General features: G+C 54.1%; 13 protein-coding genes. 1 reads left to right on the top strand and 12 read right to left on the bottom strand.

The genetic code is table 11. The features are described 5' to 3' along the window. Positions 1–230 precede the first annotated feature (230 nt). From N0M98_RS30735 to N0M98_RS30690, 10 genes are all read right to left on the bottom strand, one after another. Positions 231–2,336: an ADP-ribosylglycohydrolase family protein gene (locus tag N0M98_RS30735; protein WP_259620171.1), complete on the bottom strand. Its 2,106-nt coding sequence runs from the start codon at positions 2,334–2,336 to the stop codon at positions 231–233. A 16-nt stretch (positions 2,337–2,352) separates the two neighbouring features. Next, positions 2,353–3,513, bottom strand: coding sequence for an ADP-ribosylglycohydrolase family protein (locus N0M98_RS30730; protein WP_259620170.1), 1,161 nt, complete (start codon positions 3,511–3,513; stop codon positions 2,353–2,355). A 116-nt stretch (positions 3,514–3,629) separates the two neighbouring features. Next, complete coding sequence (locus N0M98_RS30725) at positions 3,630–5,084, bottom strand: extracellular solute-binding protein (RefSeq protein WP_259620169.1); 1,455 nt, start codon at positions 5,082–5,084, stop codon at positions 3,630–3,632. A gap of 33 nt (positions 5,085–5,117) precedes the next feature. Further along, positions 5,118–6,002 carry a carbohydrate ABC transporter permease gene (locus N0M98_RS30720; RefSeq protein ID WP_259620168.1) on the bottom strand — a complete coding sequence of 295 codons (885 nt, stop codon included), beginning with the start codon at positions 6,000–6,002 and terminating at the stop codon, positions 5,118–5,120. Between the two features lie 15 nt (positions 6,003–6,017). Next, positions 6,018–6,902 carry an ABC transporter permease gene (locus tag N0M98_RS30715; protein WP_249861156.1) on the bottom strand — a complete coding sequence of 295 codons (885 nt, stop codon included), beginning with the start codon at positions 6,900–6,902 and terminating at the stop codon, positions 6,018–6,020. A gap of 171 nt (positions 6,903–7,073) precedes the next feature. After that, positions 7,074–7,976, bottom strand: coding sequence for an AraC family transcriptional regulator (locus N0M98_RS30710; protein WP_259620167.1), 903 nt, complete (start codon positions 7,974–7,976; stop codon positions 7,074–7,076). Continuing rightward, the gene (locus tag N0M98_RS30705; protein ID WP_249861154.1) at positions 7,973–8,284 is read right to left on the bottom strand and encodes a DUF4387 domain-containing protein; all 312 of its coding nucleotides are present in this window, start codon (positions 8,282–8,284) and stop codon (positions 7,973–7,975) included. The genes N0M98_RS30710 and N0M98_RS30705 overlap by 4 nt, the downstream gene beginning before the upstream one ends. After that, a complete protein-coding gene (locus tag N0M98_RS30700) occupies positions 8,281–9,654 on the bottom strand; it encodes an acyclic terpene utilization AtuA family protein (RefSeq protein ID WP_249861153.1) in 1,374 nt (457 codons plus the stop codon). The genes N0M98_RS30705 and N0M98_RS30700 overlap by 4 nt, the downstream gene beginning before the upstream one ends. A 137-nt stretch (positions 9,655–9,791) precedes the next feature. Next, the gene (locus tag N0M98_RS30695) at positions 9,792–10,496 is read right to left on the bottom strand and encodes a FadR/GntR family transcriptional regulator (protein WP_259620166.1); all 705 of its coding nucleotides are present in this window, start codon (positions 10,494–10,496) and stop codon (positions 9,792–9,794) included. Positions 10,497–11,032: 536 nt separating this feature from the next. Continuing rightward, positions 11,033–11,860, bottom strand: coding sequence for an SDR family oxidoreductase (locus tag N0M98_RS30690; RefSeq protein WP_259620172.1), 828 nt, complete (start codon positions 11,858–11,860; stop codon positions 11,033–11,035). A 124-nt stretch (positions 11,861–11,984) separates the two neighbouring features. On the opposite strand from N0M98_RS30690, the gene N0M98_RS30685 reads away from it, so the two are divergent. After that, positions 11,985–12,314, top strand: a complete 330-nt coding sequence (locus N0M98_RS30685) for a MerR family transcriptional regulator (protein ID WP_259620165.1) — start codon at positions 11,985–11,987, stop codon at positions 12,312–12,314. A 154-nt stretch (positions 12,315–12,468) separates the two neighbouring features. Here the strand turns inward: N0M98_RS30685 and N0M98_RS30680 are convergent, their stop codons facing one another. Together N0M98_RS30680 and N0M98_RS30675 are read right to left on the bottom strand one after the other, a co-directional pair. Continuing rightward, complete coding sequence (locus tag N0M98_RS30680; protein ID WP_259620164.1) at positions 12,469–13,401, bottom strand: stalk domain-containing protein; 933 nt, start codon at positions 13,399–13,401, stop codon at positions 12,469–12,471. A 432-nt stretch (positions 13,402–13,833) separates the two neighbouring features. Beyond that, on the bottom strand, positions 13,834–14,433 hold the full coding sequence (locus tag N0M98_RS30675; protein WP_375295573.1) for a L,D-transpeptidase: 600 nt from the start codon (positions 14,431–14,433) through the stop codon (positions 13,834–13,836).

Here is a 14,433-nt window from a genome sequence, read left to right as displayed (position 1 = left end):
ATTGAGCTTACTCAAACGAAGACCAAACAGGGGAAGTCGGCCATTTTAAGTCAAGTCCAGCAATGGATTTCAGGTTTACCCAGCTACATCAAGGCTTTAATGCCAAATTTGAGCTGCGAAACTTGAGTTATTAACAACTTGAATTCCAATAGCGGTGGAGTGGCAATCCCTATCCGTCGTATACGTCTTATGAATGAAAACTCACTCTGCTTATTGGGTCCAACAAACTGCTAGTTCTCTCTCACTCGAATATCGCTATAATAAGCTCTCGCTACGCCGAGCGTACTTACGCCGTACATGCCGTAGCCCCATGTATCGTCGGTATGCGTCAGCACCTGCTCGCCGTTCACGCTGAGCGTAATCGTATTCCCCTGCGCTGTTACCTTCACATCATACTCCTGGTTCAGCTGCCAAGCATAGCTGGCCGAGGCGAGCTTCTTGAAGCCGAAGTCGTTGATATAGATCGCGACTTGATCCTTGCCGTCGAAGCCCGCGTGGTAGCCGCGCATAGCGCCCTGGGCGCGGATGGCAACCAGATGCGAGTCGCCGATCTGCGGGTTGATCTTCACGGACACGGAGTAATCCCGTGCGAAGTAGCTGCCTGTATACGCCTCGCTAGGCTCGGCGGTCATCAGGTACATGGTGCCGTCGACCAGGCTCCAGGCGCCGTGGTTGTGGGCGAACGGCGTTACGCAGCCGAAGTCCACGGATTGCTTACCGAAGTCGATGCGGTAGTCCGCCGGGCCGTAGATGCGGAACTCGTCGATGAAGATGCGGCCGAGGCTCTTCGGCTTGCGGGTCGAATAGGCTTCGAGCACGATGCCGACTTCGTCGATCAGCTCGCCTTCGGAATCCGGGATGTCGAACTCGACATGAATCCATTCTTGATTGACTAGCTTGATATAGCCTTGAACGAGCTCCTTCTTGCTCTTGGCCAAGCGAACGTAAGGAGCGATGCCCATCGTTTCGTTGCCGCTCCATTGGTCGAGGAAGATGTTCATCGACACTTTCTGGCCGGAATAAGCGCGCGGCGCGAAGGTCGGCGAGTAGCGCTCGTCGCTGAAGTCGTCGCGGGTGTAGAACGGCTTGTAGAATACTTTGGATTTCTCCCCGCGGACCATCCGGTCGAAGACCACTTCGAGGGAGCCGGTTCCCTGGAACGTTTTTTCCGTAGAATGACGCGCTTGGCAGAAGAACGGATCGGACACGCGAATATTATGCGTCGAGCCCGGCAGCTCGAAGTCGAAGTAGACTTCGTTTTCCTTGAAGCTGTCCAGAAGCGCCTGGGGGCAAGGCTCCTTCGCCAGACGGTAGCCGAGAATGGCGAGTTCCTTGGCATAGCTCGGAATGTCCAGTATGTTGAGATAGCCGGAAATCCCCGACATGACGATGGAGTCGTTGATTGGCTTGCGGTATTTGTCCGCGATGCCTTCCAGTCCGGCAGCGACGCCGAGCACGGTGCCGACGTTGCCTGCGTTGCAGTCGGTATCCCAGCCGCACATGGTTGCGATCTCGACGGTGCGGTTGAAGTCGCCTTGGCCGTAGATCATCGCGAGGACGCAGACGCCTGCGTTCGGGATGATATGGCAGACGCCTTTGTATTTATCGTAGCCCCAGTCTCTTTCCAGCATATCCCGGCAGGCGCGGAAGTCGTTCGGATGCTCGGCGTGGAACGCCAGCACAGCTCTGGCCACCTGCGCATAGAGCGAATCCGTGGGAATCTGCGCAAGACCCGCTTCAATAATCTCGTTAATATCCGAGGTCAAGAACGCCTGGGCAATCGCCGCGCAGAAGAACCTCGCGCCCAGCACGCCTTCGCCGTCATGGGAGACGCGGGCCGCGGCTTCGCCGAAGTCGGCGGCCTTCTTAGGGTTGCCCGGGTTCACAAGCCCCCACGTGTCGATAAAAATTTGCCCGCCGATCTGCTCGGCGATGATCAGCCCGTTCTGCTCGATGGAGCCGGATTGCGGCGCCGGGATGCCGTTCTTGAGGTTAATGAAGGAGGTATGCTCGGTGCTGACGCCGTAGCCGCCCCACCAGAACATGCCGACGCCTTCGCGGGCATAGTTGAGCCATGCGCGAGCGACATCGTTCGGGGTCACATCGCGGTCGACGGCGTCGTCATAGAGCGCGCGCAAGAAGTAGAAGGGGCCGTTCGCGTCGTCGTCGGCCGCGAAGTTTTTGAATTCCTTGACATAATCGGTAATTTCACCGTACGTATTTTGAATGCGTTCATAAGTCCAGATGGTCGGCTCAACCGGGGCGCCCAATCGGATGCCGATATTCATGCCGAGGTAACCGGAGTATACTTTTTCCAAATAATTTGTAGGAATCATGATAAGTCCACCGCCTTTATTGTATTGAACGGAGCTGCTGCTGCCTGCGCTCGTTAAACTGCACATCTTCTTGAATGATCGCCGCAGCCGATTCGATGAATCGGTCGCACTGCGTCTCGAAATCCTGCTTGCTCGCTTCCTCCAGCGCCGCGATCTCATCGGCCGGAATCGCCTGCACGCCCTGCATCGCTCCGAGAATCGCGCCGATCATGACACCGATGGAGTCCGTGTCGCGCCCGGAGCTGACGCCGTCCTTGACCGCCTCCAGCAAATCGCCGTCATGCAGCACGATGTAGCCGAGCGCGAGCGGCAGCTCCTCGATGGAGAACAGCCGGCTCGGCGTGTAATGGTTCGACGGGACGCCGAGCTTGTCGATGCTGCGGTTGACATCGTCGCCCATCGGTGAGTACGGGGCGATCGCCTCGTGCAGAGCCTGCACGACCTTGCTCCGCTCCCGCTTCGCCGTCCGCAGCTCCAGCGCCTTCGCGCATACGTCATGGATCGCCCGCTTCGTGCCGTCCTTCGCATAGCGAAGCGCCGTCTCCATGATATCCTCCACCGTCGCTCCCGGCTCGAACGCCTTGGCGACGCAGGCCGCCAGCACGCCCGCCGCTTCCAGCCCATAGCTCAGCTGATGGCCGGAGGCGAACAGAATCGCTTCATCGTAAGCCGCCTTCGGATTGCAGGCATTCACGATCCCTATCGGAGCAATGTACATTGCCGCTCCGCAGTTGACCATATTGCCGTAGCCGCCTTCGCGCGGCTCGCAGTTCGCCAGCACATGGCGGTTGAAAATATGCTTCTCCGGATAAAATAACCGATCGAGGATCAACGCTTCCCGCCCGAATTCGGGAATATATCTCGGGCGGAACGCGATTTCCTTGACGAATTCATTAGCCATATCGTACGCGTCCAGATGACGTCGCTCCGTGCAGTATACATTCATCAGCGCCAGCGTCATCAGCGTATCGTCGGTGACGATGCCCTGCCCTCTCATTCTGCCGAGCCTTCCCGTCTCCGGCCAATCCGCCTTCCACCACTTGGTCTTGACCGTCTCAATCCGGCCGTATTGCTCCTTGATCTGGGCATGGGTCATTTTCTCCACGACCGCCCCCATCGCATCGCCGAAGGCGGTGCCGAAGACGACTCCTCTGACCCGGTCTGCAAAAGAAATCATGAGCCTGCTCTCCCATCCATACCGGAAGCGCGAAGCCGTCAGCTCCGCACTCCGCGGCTTTTTTTATCTGCTTCTGCCTTGCCTTACCTTGCCGCTTCCGAGCTGCAAAACCGAATTTACTTGATCGTTTTATTCGCGTACTCGGTCATTTCCTTACCGCCTGCCGCGTTCCAATCCTGTACGAACTTATCGAAATCGGCGATCGATTTCTTGCCGGTGACGACGTTCGCGGCGAATTCCCTATACAGCGCGTTGCAGGCATCCCACTTGGCAGCGAGCTCCGCAGGGATGATGAAGCTGTTGTCCTTGGAGGACATGGACGCCATCATCTCCAGCGACTTGACAGCCGGCTCGGACAAGTACGGCGTCGACGGATCGAATGCTTTGTCCGGCTTGAAGTTCACCGTCGACTCGACGAAGCGCGCATACCATTCGGCGAATTTATCCGTCAATTTGATTTTGTTGTCCACGATATTGTACTGCTCGCCCTCAACGCCGAGCTTATCGAGCATTTGCCCTTTGGGGCTGGCCAGGAACTCCAAGACGGCGAAGGCCATATCCTTGTTCTTGGACGTAGTGCCGATGGCGAAGCCGCGGCTTTCCTTGCTGACGTCAACCGGCGTATAGCCTTGGGCCTTGCCCTTGGCCGGAGGAAGCGGCATAAGCTTCGCGTTCGCTCCGTTCTGGGACATCGTTTTGGTATTGTAAATATCGATAACTTTGCCCTGCGTTCCCGCGATGACGGCTGCTTGACCGTCGTAGAACGCTTTTTCCTTCGTATCCCATTTCTTGGTCAGAAACTCGGGATCGAGCAGCCCTTCTTTGTACAGCTTGGCGTAAAATTCCAGTTTGTCCTTCTCGAACGAGGTCGTTTTGCCGAAAGCGTACTTGCCGTCGGAGCCTTTGATCCACGTCGCCGTCAGACCGAACGCTTGACCGAAGGTCGCGTCGAGCTCATCCAGAGTGCCTGCCGTCGTGTAGGCGAACTTGGCGCCGTTCTTGTCCTTCACTTCCTTGAGGAAGTTATAGTAGTTGTCGATCGTCGGATTCGCGAGCAGCTCTTTGCCGGAAGCCGTTTTGTTCAGCCAATCCTCGCGAACGACCGGAACCGAATTGCTGGTCTGAGACAGCCAGACAAGATACGGATAATTCTTCGTTCTTTCTTTGTTGTACTCATTCATGGATGCTTTGACATAGGTGGATTTCTCGATGTACGGCGTCAAATCCTCAAGAATCTTCTGCGTCACCGCGAACTGGTAATCCCCGCCCTGGAAGTAGATCAAGTCGGGAATATTGCCGCTTTGCAGCAGCAGCCCCAGCTTCTCGGAGTAAGTGCCGCTCTGTACGGGAACGATTTGCAGCTTCACATTTTTCCCTTCGGCCTTCATCCCTTCTTCAATGCCTTTAAGCAGCTTGTCGTCGGGGGTCAAATCTTTATCGACAATCGTAATCGTCACAGGCTTATCCGACGTGCCCTGCCCCGCTTCGGCCGGAGCCTTCGTATTGCCGGAGCTGCAAGCGGTCGTTACCACCATCAAACCGGCTGCCATTAGGGTGAACATTTTTTTCATTTCTGTTTTCCTCCCCATTGTTCTGAATTGGAATTATTCCTTGACGCCGCCATCCATGACCCCTTTGGTGTAATATTTCAGTATGATCGGATACAGCATAAGAATCGGAACCATCGCGATAATGATTGTAGCCGCTTTCAATGACGAGAAATCGAGCTGGGCAATATTGTTGTTCTTGAGTAGATCCGCCGCGCCGACCAGAGCTGTCGTGTCGCGTTCGACGACGAATTGTCTTAAGAGCACCTGCAGCACCGTATTTTCCCGGCTGGACAAGAAGATGCTCGATTTGAAGAACTCATTCCATTTGGCAATCGCATAGAACATCCCTATCGTTAACAGCGGAATGCGCGAGAGCGGCATGATGATTCGCATGAACAAGGTCATATGCCCAGCGCCGTCGATCTTGGCCGCTTCGATCAAGGAATCCGGTATTTCCTCCAGGAACCGCATCATAATGATCAGATAATAGACGTTAATCATCCGGTACAGCACCATCGCCCATAGGCTATCCAGCAAATGCAGGTCCTTGATGACCATATATTCCTGCACGATCCCCGGCTCAAAAATCATAATGATGATCAGGAAGATCATAATCGGCGTTTTGAAGGACAAATTTTTGCGGGTCAGCACATAAGCGGCGATCGTCGTAAAAAAGATACTCAAGCACGTGCCGACCACCGTAATAAACACCGAGTTGAGCAGCGCTCTCCCTACGATCGGGTTGCTGAGCACGACTTGAAAGTTAATGAACGAGAAGCCTCTCGGCCATACTTCATATCCGTGCAGCAGATATACCTTGGCAGGATGGGATAAAGCTCTTGCCAGCAGGTTCATGATCGGGACGAACATCGTCAAGGTAACGAGCGTCAGAACGAGCCCGATGAGCACTTTGGGAACGGTAAGCCTTCTTTCTAGCATGATACTTCCACCTCCTTACCATGCGCCTTTGTTCGTTAATTTCTTCGAGATAAAATGCGTGGACAGCACGAGCACGACGCCGATCAAGCTTTTGAACAGGTTGGCCGCCGTTGCGAACGAATATTGCCCGTTGATCAGACCGACGCGGTATACGTACGTATCGATAATGTCGATTTGGCTGTTGACGGAATCATTCGTGAAGTTGAGCACCTGATCCAGTCCGGCATTCATAATGAAGCCGACATTCAGGATGAAGATGGTCACCATCGGCACGTATAGATGCGGCAGCACGATGCGCGTCACGATATGCCAGCGGCTGGCGCCGTCGACGTAAGCGGCCTCATACAAGCTCGGGCTGACGCCCATAATCGCGGCTAAGAAAATGATCGAGTCCCAGCCGATACTGCGCCAAGCTTCGCTTGCCAGCAGCACCCAGCGGATGCTGTCCTTGTCGGTGAGAAAATCTTTGGCCGGCATGCCGAGCGCCTTTACGAATTCATTGACCGCCCCGGTCGACGGGGATAGGAACTCGAACCAGATCCCGGCAATAACGACCCATGACAGAAAATGCGGCAAGTACGATACGACCTGCACCGCTTTGCGGAACTTCCCGTTGGCGAATTCGTTCAGCATCAAGGCGAAGCAGATCGGGATCGGGAAAATAAGGAACATTTTCATCGCGCTAATAATTAAGGTGTTCTGCAAGACATTGGCGAAAACCGGAGTGCTGAACAGCTCCTTGAAATATTTGAGACCGACGAACTCGTGATCGCCGAGAATGCGGTAATCGTAGAAGGCCAGCTTCATGCCGATAATCGGCCATACGTGGAACAGCACGAAATAGATGATGCAGGGAAGCAGCATGAGATACAATGTTTTATCTGCCCACATTCGCTTCATTCTAGTGTTCACTTGGTATTCTCACCTCTTGTCCGGTAAAATTCTAAGCTGATTGTCAAGCTGCCTTAACGCTCAACATGAAAGCGCTTATTTCCATACGTTACATTGTAATGAATTGTTGCGGATGCGTCCTCTTCAATTCGCTTTAATTCTTCTCAAAAATAGCTATCGTTACAAAGTGAGCATATATTTTCTGAATTCCTTAGGGGTCATTCCTACAATTTGTTTAAACGATCTGTAGAACGAAGCATGGCCTTGAAAGCCGCATGACAGATACACCTCGGTAATCGATACATTGGGATCGCTCAATTTCTTTTTCGACTCGTGAATGCGGACTTTGGTTAAATATTCTTTGAAGCCTTCTCCCATCGTTTCTTTAAATAAATGATAAGCCCGGGACGTGCTCAAGGATAAGCTCGCAGCTAGATCCTTCAGCTGAATAGGTTCGTGATATTGTTGGTGAATCAGCCCGAGCGCCGGCTGCAATTTTTTATAGGCCTGCAGCGAACGGGTCCACTCTTCCATCGGAATTTCTTTGGCATAATGGCGGAACAGATGAGTGCATACTTGTAATAATAATCCTCTTACCATGCTCGTATACGCCCGCTCCTGCTCCTGCATTTCATTCCAAATGTCTCGCAGCAGCGCTCCAATCGGTACGGCCGCGGGCAGATGTCCGTCGATTTTATTCACGAAATACGGCGACTTCATAAAGAACGGGGCTAATAGCTCATTCTCCCCTCCATCGATCAAAGAGCCTTCAAATTTCAAGAAGTGAAACTGACACGGCTTCAAGGGATCGGATTGCGCCCGATGCTGTTCCATATGACTCACAACGAACACATCGCCTGTGTTGATCTCATATCTCTTATCCTCAAAGTGAAAGAGTCCCTTCCCCTCAATGCAATATCCGACTTCAAACGAGGTGTGCCAATGAAACGGTTCCATATAAATGCTCGGCATCCAGCGTGAGATGTGAATGGGAAAGTTTTTGTTCAAGTTATAATCCCGCTTTACTATAAAACCGGATGCAGCCGCGTTCGGACGAACCGTCGGATCTGCCGCCTCGTTCATAGATTCACTTCCAGTTCCATCAGCGGCGCGTGCTGCTGGGCCCCGTACACGTCGCGGTCGAGGAATGTGCCGGACGATACTTTGCGGGAGAACGTAATCTTGAAGCCGAGCGCCTGATCGAAAAACACGATATGCATAATTTGCTCTTCGGCAATGTTATATAACCGCGAGACGAGCTGTTTATTGATGAGTCCGGATTGCTTGATCTTGTTATACACGTCGGGGTCGGCGAACAAGACGTCGACCGTAATTTCGAACGGGCCGCTGTTCTTGCTGCGCAATACGGCTGCTGCGTCATATAGCTTCATGGCTTCACCTCCGTGTATTCGATGGGGAACATCTCCAGCCCGTCAGAGACGTCCATTAGGTGATAGACGGAAAATTCGTACACCGCGCCGAACGGCACATCGCTCGGGGCAAAAGGAAACGCCAGATTGCCCGCCGTCGCCTTGCGGCCTTCATAGCCGTAATGCAGGAAGGTCGAGCGGACCGAGCTGCAGATCGCATTTGCCAGCTCCTGCGTCTTCGCCACCACCTCGAAGACGACGCCCAGCTCATGGGCGGGGGTGCGCTGCGGCTCCAATTCGCCGAGTACGCCGTTCAAGCCGTAGTTGATAAAATGAATCCGGTAATCGTCCGGCGCAATCTCGCTGTAGTAGTCCCGCACCTGCTGCTTCACCAGCTCCTCCACCTCTTCGATGCGGGCGATCAGCAGCGGGTCGCGCACGCCGGCGACGACGAACGTCCGGTAGGCGACCTTCATCGCGCCTTCCAGCTTGATCTTGTACTCCGGCGCCTTTTCGATCCGGCTGCCGGTCACTTCGACGCTGCCGTCGCCGAGCTCGGTGAACCGGCAATGCTCCAGGTTCAGCACCAGACCCGGCCCGTGCAGGATGTACGGGTGATCCTTCTCGTAGAACGTGTGGGCCGCCACTGATACGGCCGTGCACCGGCGCGCTTCGCTCAGCGGCTGCACGATGAACGAATCCTTCTTCAGCGTGCCGAGCATGCTGTCTTTGGTCGTCCCCGGCTCCGCGGATAAGGCGGCGCATTCGAGGATTTTGCCGAGATGATAGGCGAGCGCCGTATCGTAGCCGTGGAACATCGCGACCGCCGCGAACGGCGACGGATCGTAAGCGCGCCCGCAGATGATAATATCCGCTCCCGCGGCGAGCGCCTCGATGATCGGTTCGTGGCCCATCTGCGCGACGATGCGGCTCGTCGCCTGCAGCCTCTCCGGCGTCAGCGGGGCGACGGACAGGCCGAGCGGCTCGCACTCGCCCGCTTGCAGCTTCGCCTCCACCACCTCGTGGGGGATGTCCGCCCAGATCGTGGCGAGCTTGACGCCGCCGATCCCCTGCTCTTGCAGAATCTCCATGATGATCGCCTGCGTCCATTCGACGTGAACCTTGGCTCCGCTGCCTCCGGCAGACCCGATGATAACCGGGATGCCCGCTTTGGCCCCTTCGGTAACGATGATCTCCAAGTCCTTCTTGCAAGCCTGCTTGCTCACAATCGCCGTTCCTGCGCCCAGCTTATGAGGCCCTGCGTCGGTAGAACCGGCGTCGACGACAATCGCGTCCGGCTTCAGTTCCATGCCTTTCATGAAGGAAGCCTTGGGAAAACCGTACCCCAGCATGCCGCAGGGGGCCAGTATTTTGAATTGTTCTGTTGTCATATGCACCCTCCACTCTCCGGAGATTTGTAACCGATTACATTAAATTTGCAAAAACCGCCGTCCTGCCTGACGATTCCACTCGCCGCTGTTCATTTGGATAATTGGATGACCCAATTAAACGATCAAAAGGATGCGCATCATCCGTTTGATCCCACTTTATTATGCATAATATTCGACTTCACTTGGCCGATATGATGCAGCAGCGCTTCCTTCGCCTTCTGCGGGTCTTTCTCTTTGATCGCCTGCAAAATCCGGAAATGCTCCTTATATACTTCCGCCTTCCGGCCGGGAATGTCCACCGTCTTCGTCGCCGTCTTCTGCAGCAGATCCATATGCAGATCGATCAGATTCACCAGCACTACATTATGCGTCGCCTTCGCAATGGATAGATGGAACGCTTGATCCGGGTTCGCCGGATCGTCCGAATCGGTATCGATCGTGCCCCAGCGCTCCAGAGCGTTTTCAATCTCCGCAATATCCTGCTCCGTCGCCCTTAACGCCGCCAACTCCACGATGCCGGTCTCGAAAATTTCCCGCGCCTCCAGCAGCTCCATAATCGTCGCCCGCTCGATATTCTCGATAATGCGCTTCTGATCTTCCGCTTTGCTCAAATTTTTGCTAAGGAACCGTCCGCCGCCAGGGCGCGTCTCGATCAGCCCTTCCCGCTCCAGTATACGGAACGCCTCCCGCAAGGTGCCGCGGCTGATGCCGAACGCCTGGGCCAGCTCTCTCTCCGTCGGCAGCACATCGCCCGGAGCCAGATTGCCTTCGAGAATGAGATTCTCGATCTGCTCGATGACATCCTCGTAGACCCGATGATATTTAATCTTCTTAATCGTCATTGTCATTAACCTTTCCGTATGTTCATGACTTATGTGTTTACGGATTTATGGGTAATTGGGTGACCCAATTGTCCGCTTCTTCATACTAATCATAAATGAGAGCGGTGTCAAGTCCATTTATGCTTAGACATGGCGAAGCTTTCACCCAAACAGCTGACCGTGCACGCCATGGCAAAAAAAGGGCCGCCGCCCGGCAGCCCTTAAAAGTCCGGTGAAAAAGCGGGCGAAGTAAGCGAGAGCAATCTGGAGAAGCTTTAGCGTTCGCCTTTGTTCCCGGATTTCCCCCGTTTCACGGGCTCATCTATTCAAGAAATCCGGGGACAAGAGCAATCGGAAGATGCTTTCGCACGCGGAGTGGCTGTTTCTCACCACCCTTTTAAAACTTCCAAAGCGATAACCCTTATCTATGGCGGCGGTGCTCTCGCATCAGCTCGGATTAAGTCTTTATACGATCGCCGCAGCTTCCGCTCGAGAGAGGAAGCTTGCGGCTCCAGCTTGCCGCCGCTTCTGCCGGTCGCAAGTCGTTACTCGATTATTTATTGGAAATAGTGCCCTTGCTCGAGATCTTCAAGCAGCCCCGGCTGCACAGGACGCCAGCCCAGCAGCTCCTGAGTCTGCGCACTCGATCTAGGGATATCAAGCGCTGCAAGGACGCCTAGAAAACCAAAGTGAGCTTCTGCCTCCTCACGGGAAATGCTGACCGTCGGCAGGTTCAGCTGCCGTCCGATCACTGCGGCAATGTCGCGGAATCGGATACCTTCATCGCCCACGCCATCCAGCCGCGAGCCTGCCGGTGCGGCTTCAACGGCCAAGCGGAACAGTGCCGCCGCATCGAAGCGATGAACGGCCGGCCAGCGATTGGCCCCGTCGCCGATGTAAGCGGAGAAGCCCTTCATACGGGCGATGTGAATCAATCGCGGTACAAAGCCCTTATCTTGTTCCCCGTGCACCGATGGCGCAAGCGACACGATAGATGTCCGCACCCCGCGTTCAGCCAGTCCGATAACTGCATTCTCCGATGCAACCCCATTGGCGTGAGCCGTAATCACGAACGGCTTGCCGGAGCCTTCAAGCGCCGCTCCCATCGCTTCTACGGCACGCAGATCCGCAGCCAGCGATCCGGCAAAATCCGAAAAATCATGGTTAAATGCCAGGTGAATCACACCATCGGCGGCAGCGGCGGCGCGTTGAAGGCTGTCAAGATCCTCAAGAGTGCCGCGATGAACCTCTGCGCCGGCCTTCTCCAATAAGGCGGCGCCCTGATCCGAACGGGTAAGTCCTGTAACTTGATGACCGCCTTCCAGCAGTTCGCGAACCACTTCTGAACCGATATAGCCGGTTGCTCCGGTTACAAAAATACGCATCATGATCTCTCCTCATAAGATTTTCCACACAAAGGATGATCCTTTACGCGGTTGATGACTTGCACCATTCAAGCATAATCTATAGAGTGAACTCTAAGGCAAGTCATTCTGAGGAGAAATGAATATGAAAATTCAAGAATTAGCGAAAAAGATGGGATTATCCGTTCACACGATCCGTTTTTACGAAAAGGAAGGCCTGTTCGACAGCCGTCATGTTCAGCGGGAGAAAAATAACTATCGCCATTATTCTGACGAAGCTGTGGAGCGTCTACAGATGATCAAGAAGTTTCAGGGACTGGGCTGCTCGCTGGCCGAGCTAAAAGAGATTTTTCAGGATAAAGATACCAACACGAAGACGAACCAGCAGGTCATTGACTGGATCGAACAAAAGAAAAAGAGATTGAGCAGAAGAAAGCCGAATATGATCAAATTCTTGAAACGCTGGACTGGATGATCGAATACAGGAAGGTCTTAATGCACGATCCGCAAAAGGCTGAAACGATGCTCATAGCCAGAAAGGCCGTCTCCCCTCACTAAGGAGAAGCGGCCTCGACCAGACCAAACACGGCGAAGCGCACGGCCTGCTCCTAACGATGCGGCAGATGCCGTTATTTCAATGGATCGCTAGTCGGTTCGAACGTATTTACCGTTACCGATACGGATTTGTAGTCGGTAAAATCGCCCTTGCCTGCGATTTCGAATGTCGTTGCGGTGAAGCTTTCGGCGCTGCCGCTGCCCGTCTGCTTCAATTCCGCCGTACCAAGCGCCTTGCCTGCCGCATCATAGAAGGTCAGCGTGGCATCGTATCGGTAATTGCCCGTTTGGTTCAGGCTGACCCAGCCGCGTATTTTCGTAAAACCGTCCTGCGCGGCCATCCGGACATCGCCGATGCCCAGTCTGTTCGACGAATCGTAGACATCGACGGTAGGCGGAACCGGCAGCCCCCTCGGAACCGGACCTACATTAGCCAGCAAAGCAAATGCATAGCCCGTCACGTCGCGATCGGCCGTCGCCTTGAAATCGCGAATCTGATCGCCCTTGGCGACGAACGCCGCTTGGATCGGCACTTTGCCTATATGCTTGCCCTGATCGTCATAGAATAAAAGATCTCCCGTAACCGTAACGTCGCTTCCCGGAGCAATGCCGCTTTTTCGCGAGTTCGCCATCGCTTCCCAGTGGTCCTGCCCGACAAACAGCTTGCCTTCGACCGCAGCCCCTTCGGCTGTTTTGGTTACCTGCAAATGGCCGGCGCGAATACCGCTGTTCATGTTCGTGACGGGAAAGTCGTTGTCGACTTGGATCGTCGTGCTGTCGTGATCGTAGGCAACTACGGCACCCAAGCTTTCAGCGGCAAAACGGATCGGGACATACGCATGACCGTCCACATTGATGGTCGAGTAGCCATCAGGCAGCTGCATTGCTTTGCCGTTCACCTCATATTTCGCCGGGAATAGCACCGCATTAATGGCATTATCCGCATAAACCGCCGTCGTCCCGGCCAAAATGGCGCCAACTGCGAAGCCTGTTATATATTTTCTCATTTTATAAATACCCCTTATTTGTAAAAATAATGAAATAAACGCGCTGCCAAATTTAGACGCAAAAAGACGCCGGAAGTTGCACTAACGTATCTTGTTAGCGTAACAACCAGATCATTTGGGGCGGCCATTTAAATATCCATGTTCTTAATAACTTTTTGTGTTCGTAAAAGTCAGTTCTCCGCCCTTTCCCGCTCACGACTCGTTTCAACCGCGCGATCATTTGCTCGCCAATCTCGGAATCCGCTTTCGAAGCGGATGCCCATCTCGACAACGGCAATCGACGAGAATAACCGGTCAAGTAAGGTTTATTTTCGCAGGATATGCATAATGGATAGCGAAGCGGAGAATAAGAAATGGGGATGCCTGAGAAAGATAGCCAAGAAAAAACGGCCCTGTCGCAGACCGTTTTCTTGTCTATTCATGTTGACCTTCTTACGAGTGAACGACAACCTTCGTCTGCTTCGGCACATGATCGTAAATCCATTTCGCATCCGGGATGGAGAGCCGGAAGCATCCGTGCGACGCTTTCTGACCCAGCTTGTCGGCTTCATCGACAATGACATGCCGCTCTTCGTCCATTGGGACGCTGTGAAACAGAAACTCGCCGTGGTTTTTCCAGGAAACCCAGTACATGGCGCCTTCCTTCGCTTTCTTGCTGTAGAACCAATCGCCTCTTTCCGGTTCGATGTAATAGGTTCCTTGAGGCGAAGTATTGTCCGGCGATGTGTCCAGACCGGAAGACATCACCATCGTGTATAATACTTTATCCCCGTCCTTGACATAGACCTTTTGATCGCCGATCGAGACGTCGAGCCAGATGGTTTCGCCCTTGGCCAAAGCCGGATAAGGACCGCCGGACGGCTCGGTCCAATTGATGGCGCTTGCCGTATTCGCAGCCTGCTCCGCTTGGTCCGTTACAGCGGCAACCGGCGGCGTTGGCGCCGACGATACGGAGGACGGCTCGCTTGGCCCGCAGCCTCCCAACATAAGCAGCATAAGCCCGGCACTTGCTATAACATAAGCCGTTTTCAA

The sequence above is a fragment of the Paenibacillus doosanensis genome, assembly GCF_025060755.1.
GTDB classification, from domain to species: Bacteria; Bacillota; Bacilli; order Paenibacillales; family NBRC-103111; genus Paenibacillus_S; species Paenibacillus_S doosanensis.
Note: the sequence above shows the minus strand (reverse complement) of the source record. Positions and strands in the feature narration are given on the sequence as shown.

What these genes read in the sequence shown, in the direction of transcription:
- N0M98_RS30700 (WP_249861153.1), bottom strand. Translation starts at nt 9,654, where the DNA reads ATGACAACAGAACAATTCAAAATACTGGCCCCCTGCGGCATGCTGGGG.
- N0M98_RS30695 (WP_259620166.1), bottom strand. Translation starts at nt 10,496, where the DNA reads ATGACGATTAAGAAGATTAAATATCATCGGGTCTACGAGGATGTCATC.
- N0M98_RS30735 (WP_259620171.1), bottom strand. Translation starts at nt 2,336, where the DNA reads ATGATTCCTACAAATTATTTGGAAAAAGTATACTCCGGTTACCTCGGC.
- N0M98_RS30685 (WP_259620165.1), top strand. Translation starts at nt 11,985, where the DNA reads ATGAAAATTCAAGAATTAGCGAAAAAGATGGGATTATCCGTTCACACG.
- N0M98_RS30710 (WP_259620167.1), bottom strand. Translation starts at nt 7,976, where the DNA reads ATGAACGAGGCGGCAGATCCGACGGTTCGTCCGAACGCGGCTGCATCC.
- N0M98_RS30715 (WP_249861156.1), bottom strand. Translation starts at nt 6,902, where the DNA reads ATGAAGCGAATGTGGGCAGATAAAACATTGTATCTCATGCTGCTTCCC.
- N0M98_RS30705 (WP_249861154.1), bottom strand. Translation starts at nt 8,284, where the DNA reads ATGAAGCTATATGACGCAGCAGCCGTATTGCGCAGCAAGAACAGCGGC.
- N0M98_RS30680 (WP_259620164.1), bottom strand. Translation starts at nt 13,401, where the DNA reads ATGAGAAAATATATAACAGGCTTCGCAGTTGGCGCCATTTTGGCCGGG.
- N0M98_RS30730 (WP_259620170.1), bottom strand. Translation starts at nt 3,513, where the DNA reads ATGATTTCTTTTGCAGACCGGGTCAGAGGAGTCGTCTTCGGCACCGCC.
- N0M98_RS30720 (WP_259620168.1), bottom strand. Translation starts at nt 6,002, where the DNA reads ATGCTAGAAAGAAGGCTTACCGTTCCCAAAGTGCTCATCGGGCTCGTT.
- N0M98_RS30725 (WP_259620169.1), bottom strand. Translation starts at nt 5,084, where the DNA reads ATGAAAAAAATGTTCACCCTAATGGCAGCCGGTTTGATGGTGGTAACG.
- N0M98_RS30690 (WP_259620172.1), bottom strand. Translation starts at nt 11,860, where the DNA reads ATGCGTATTTTTGTAACCGGAGCAACCGGCTATATCGGTTCAGAAGTG.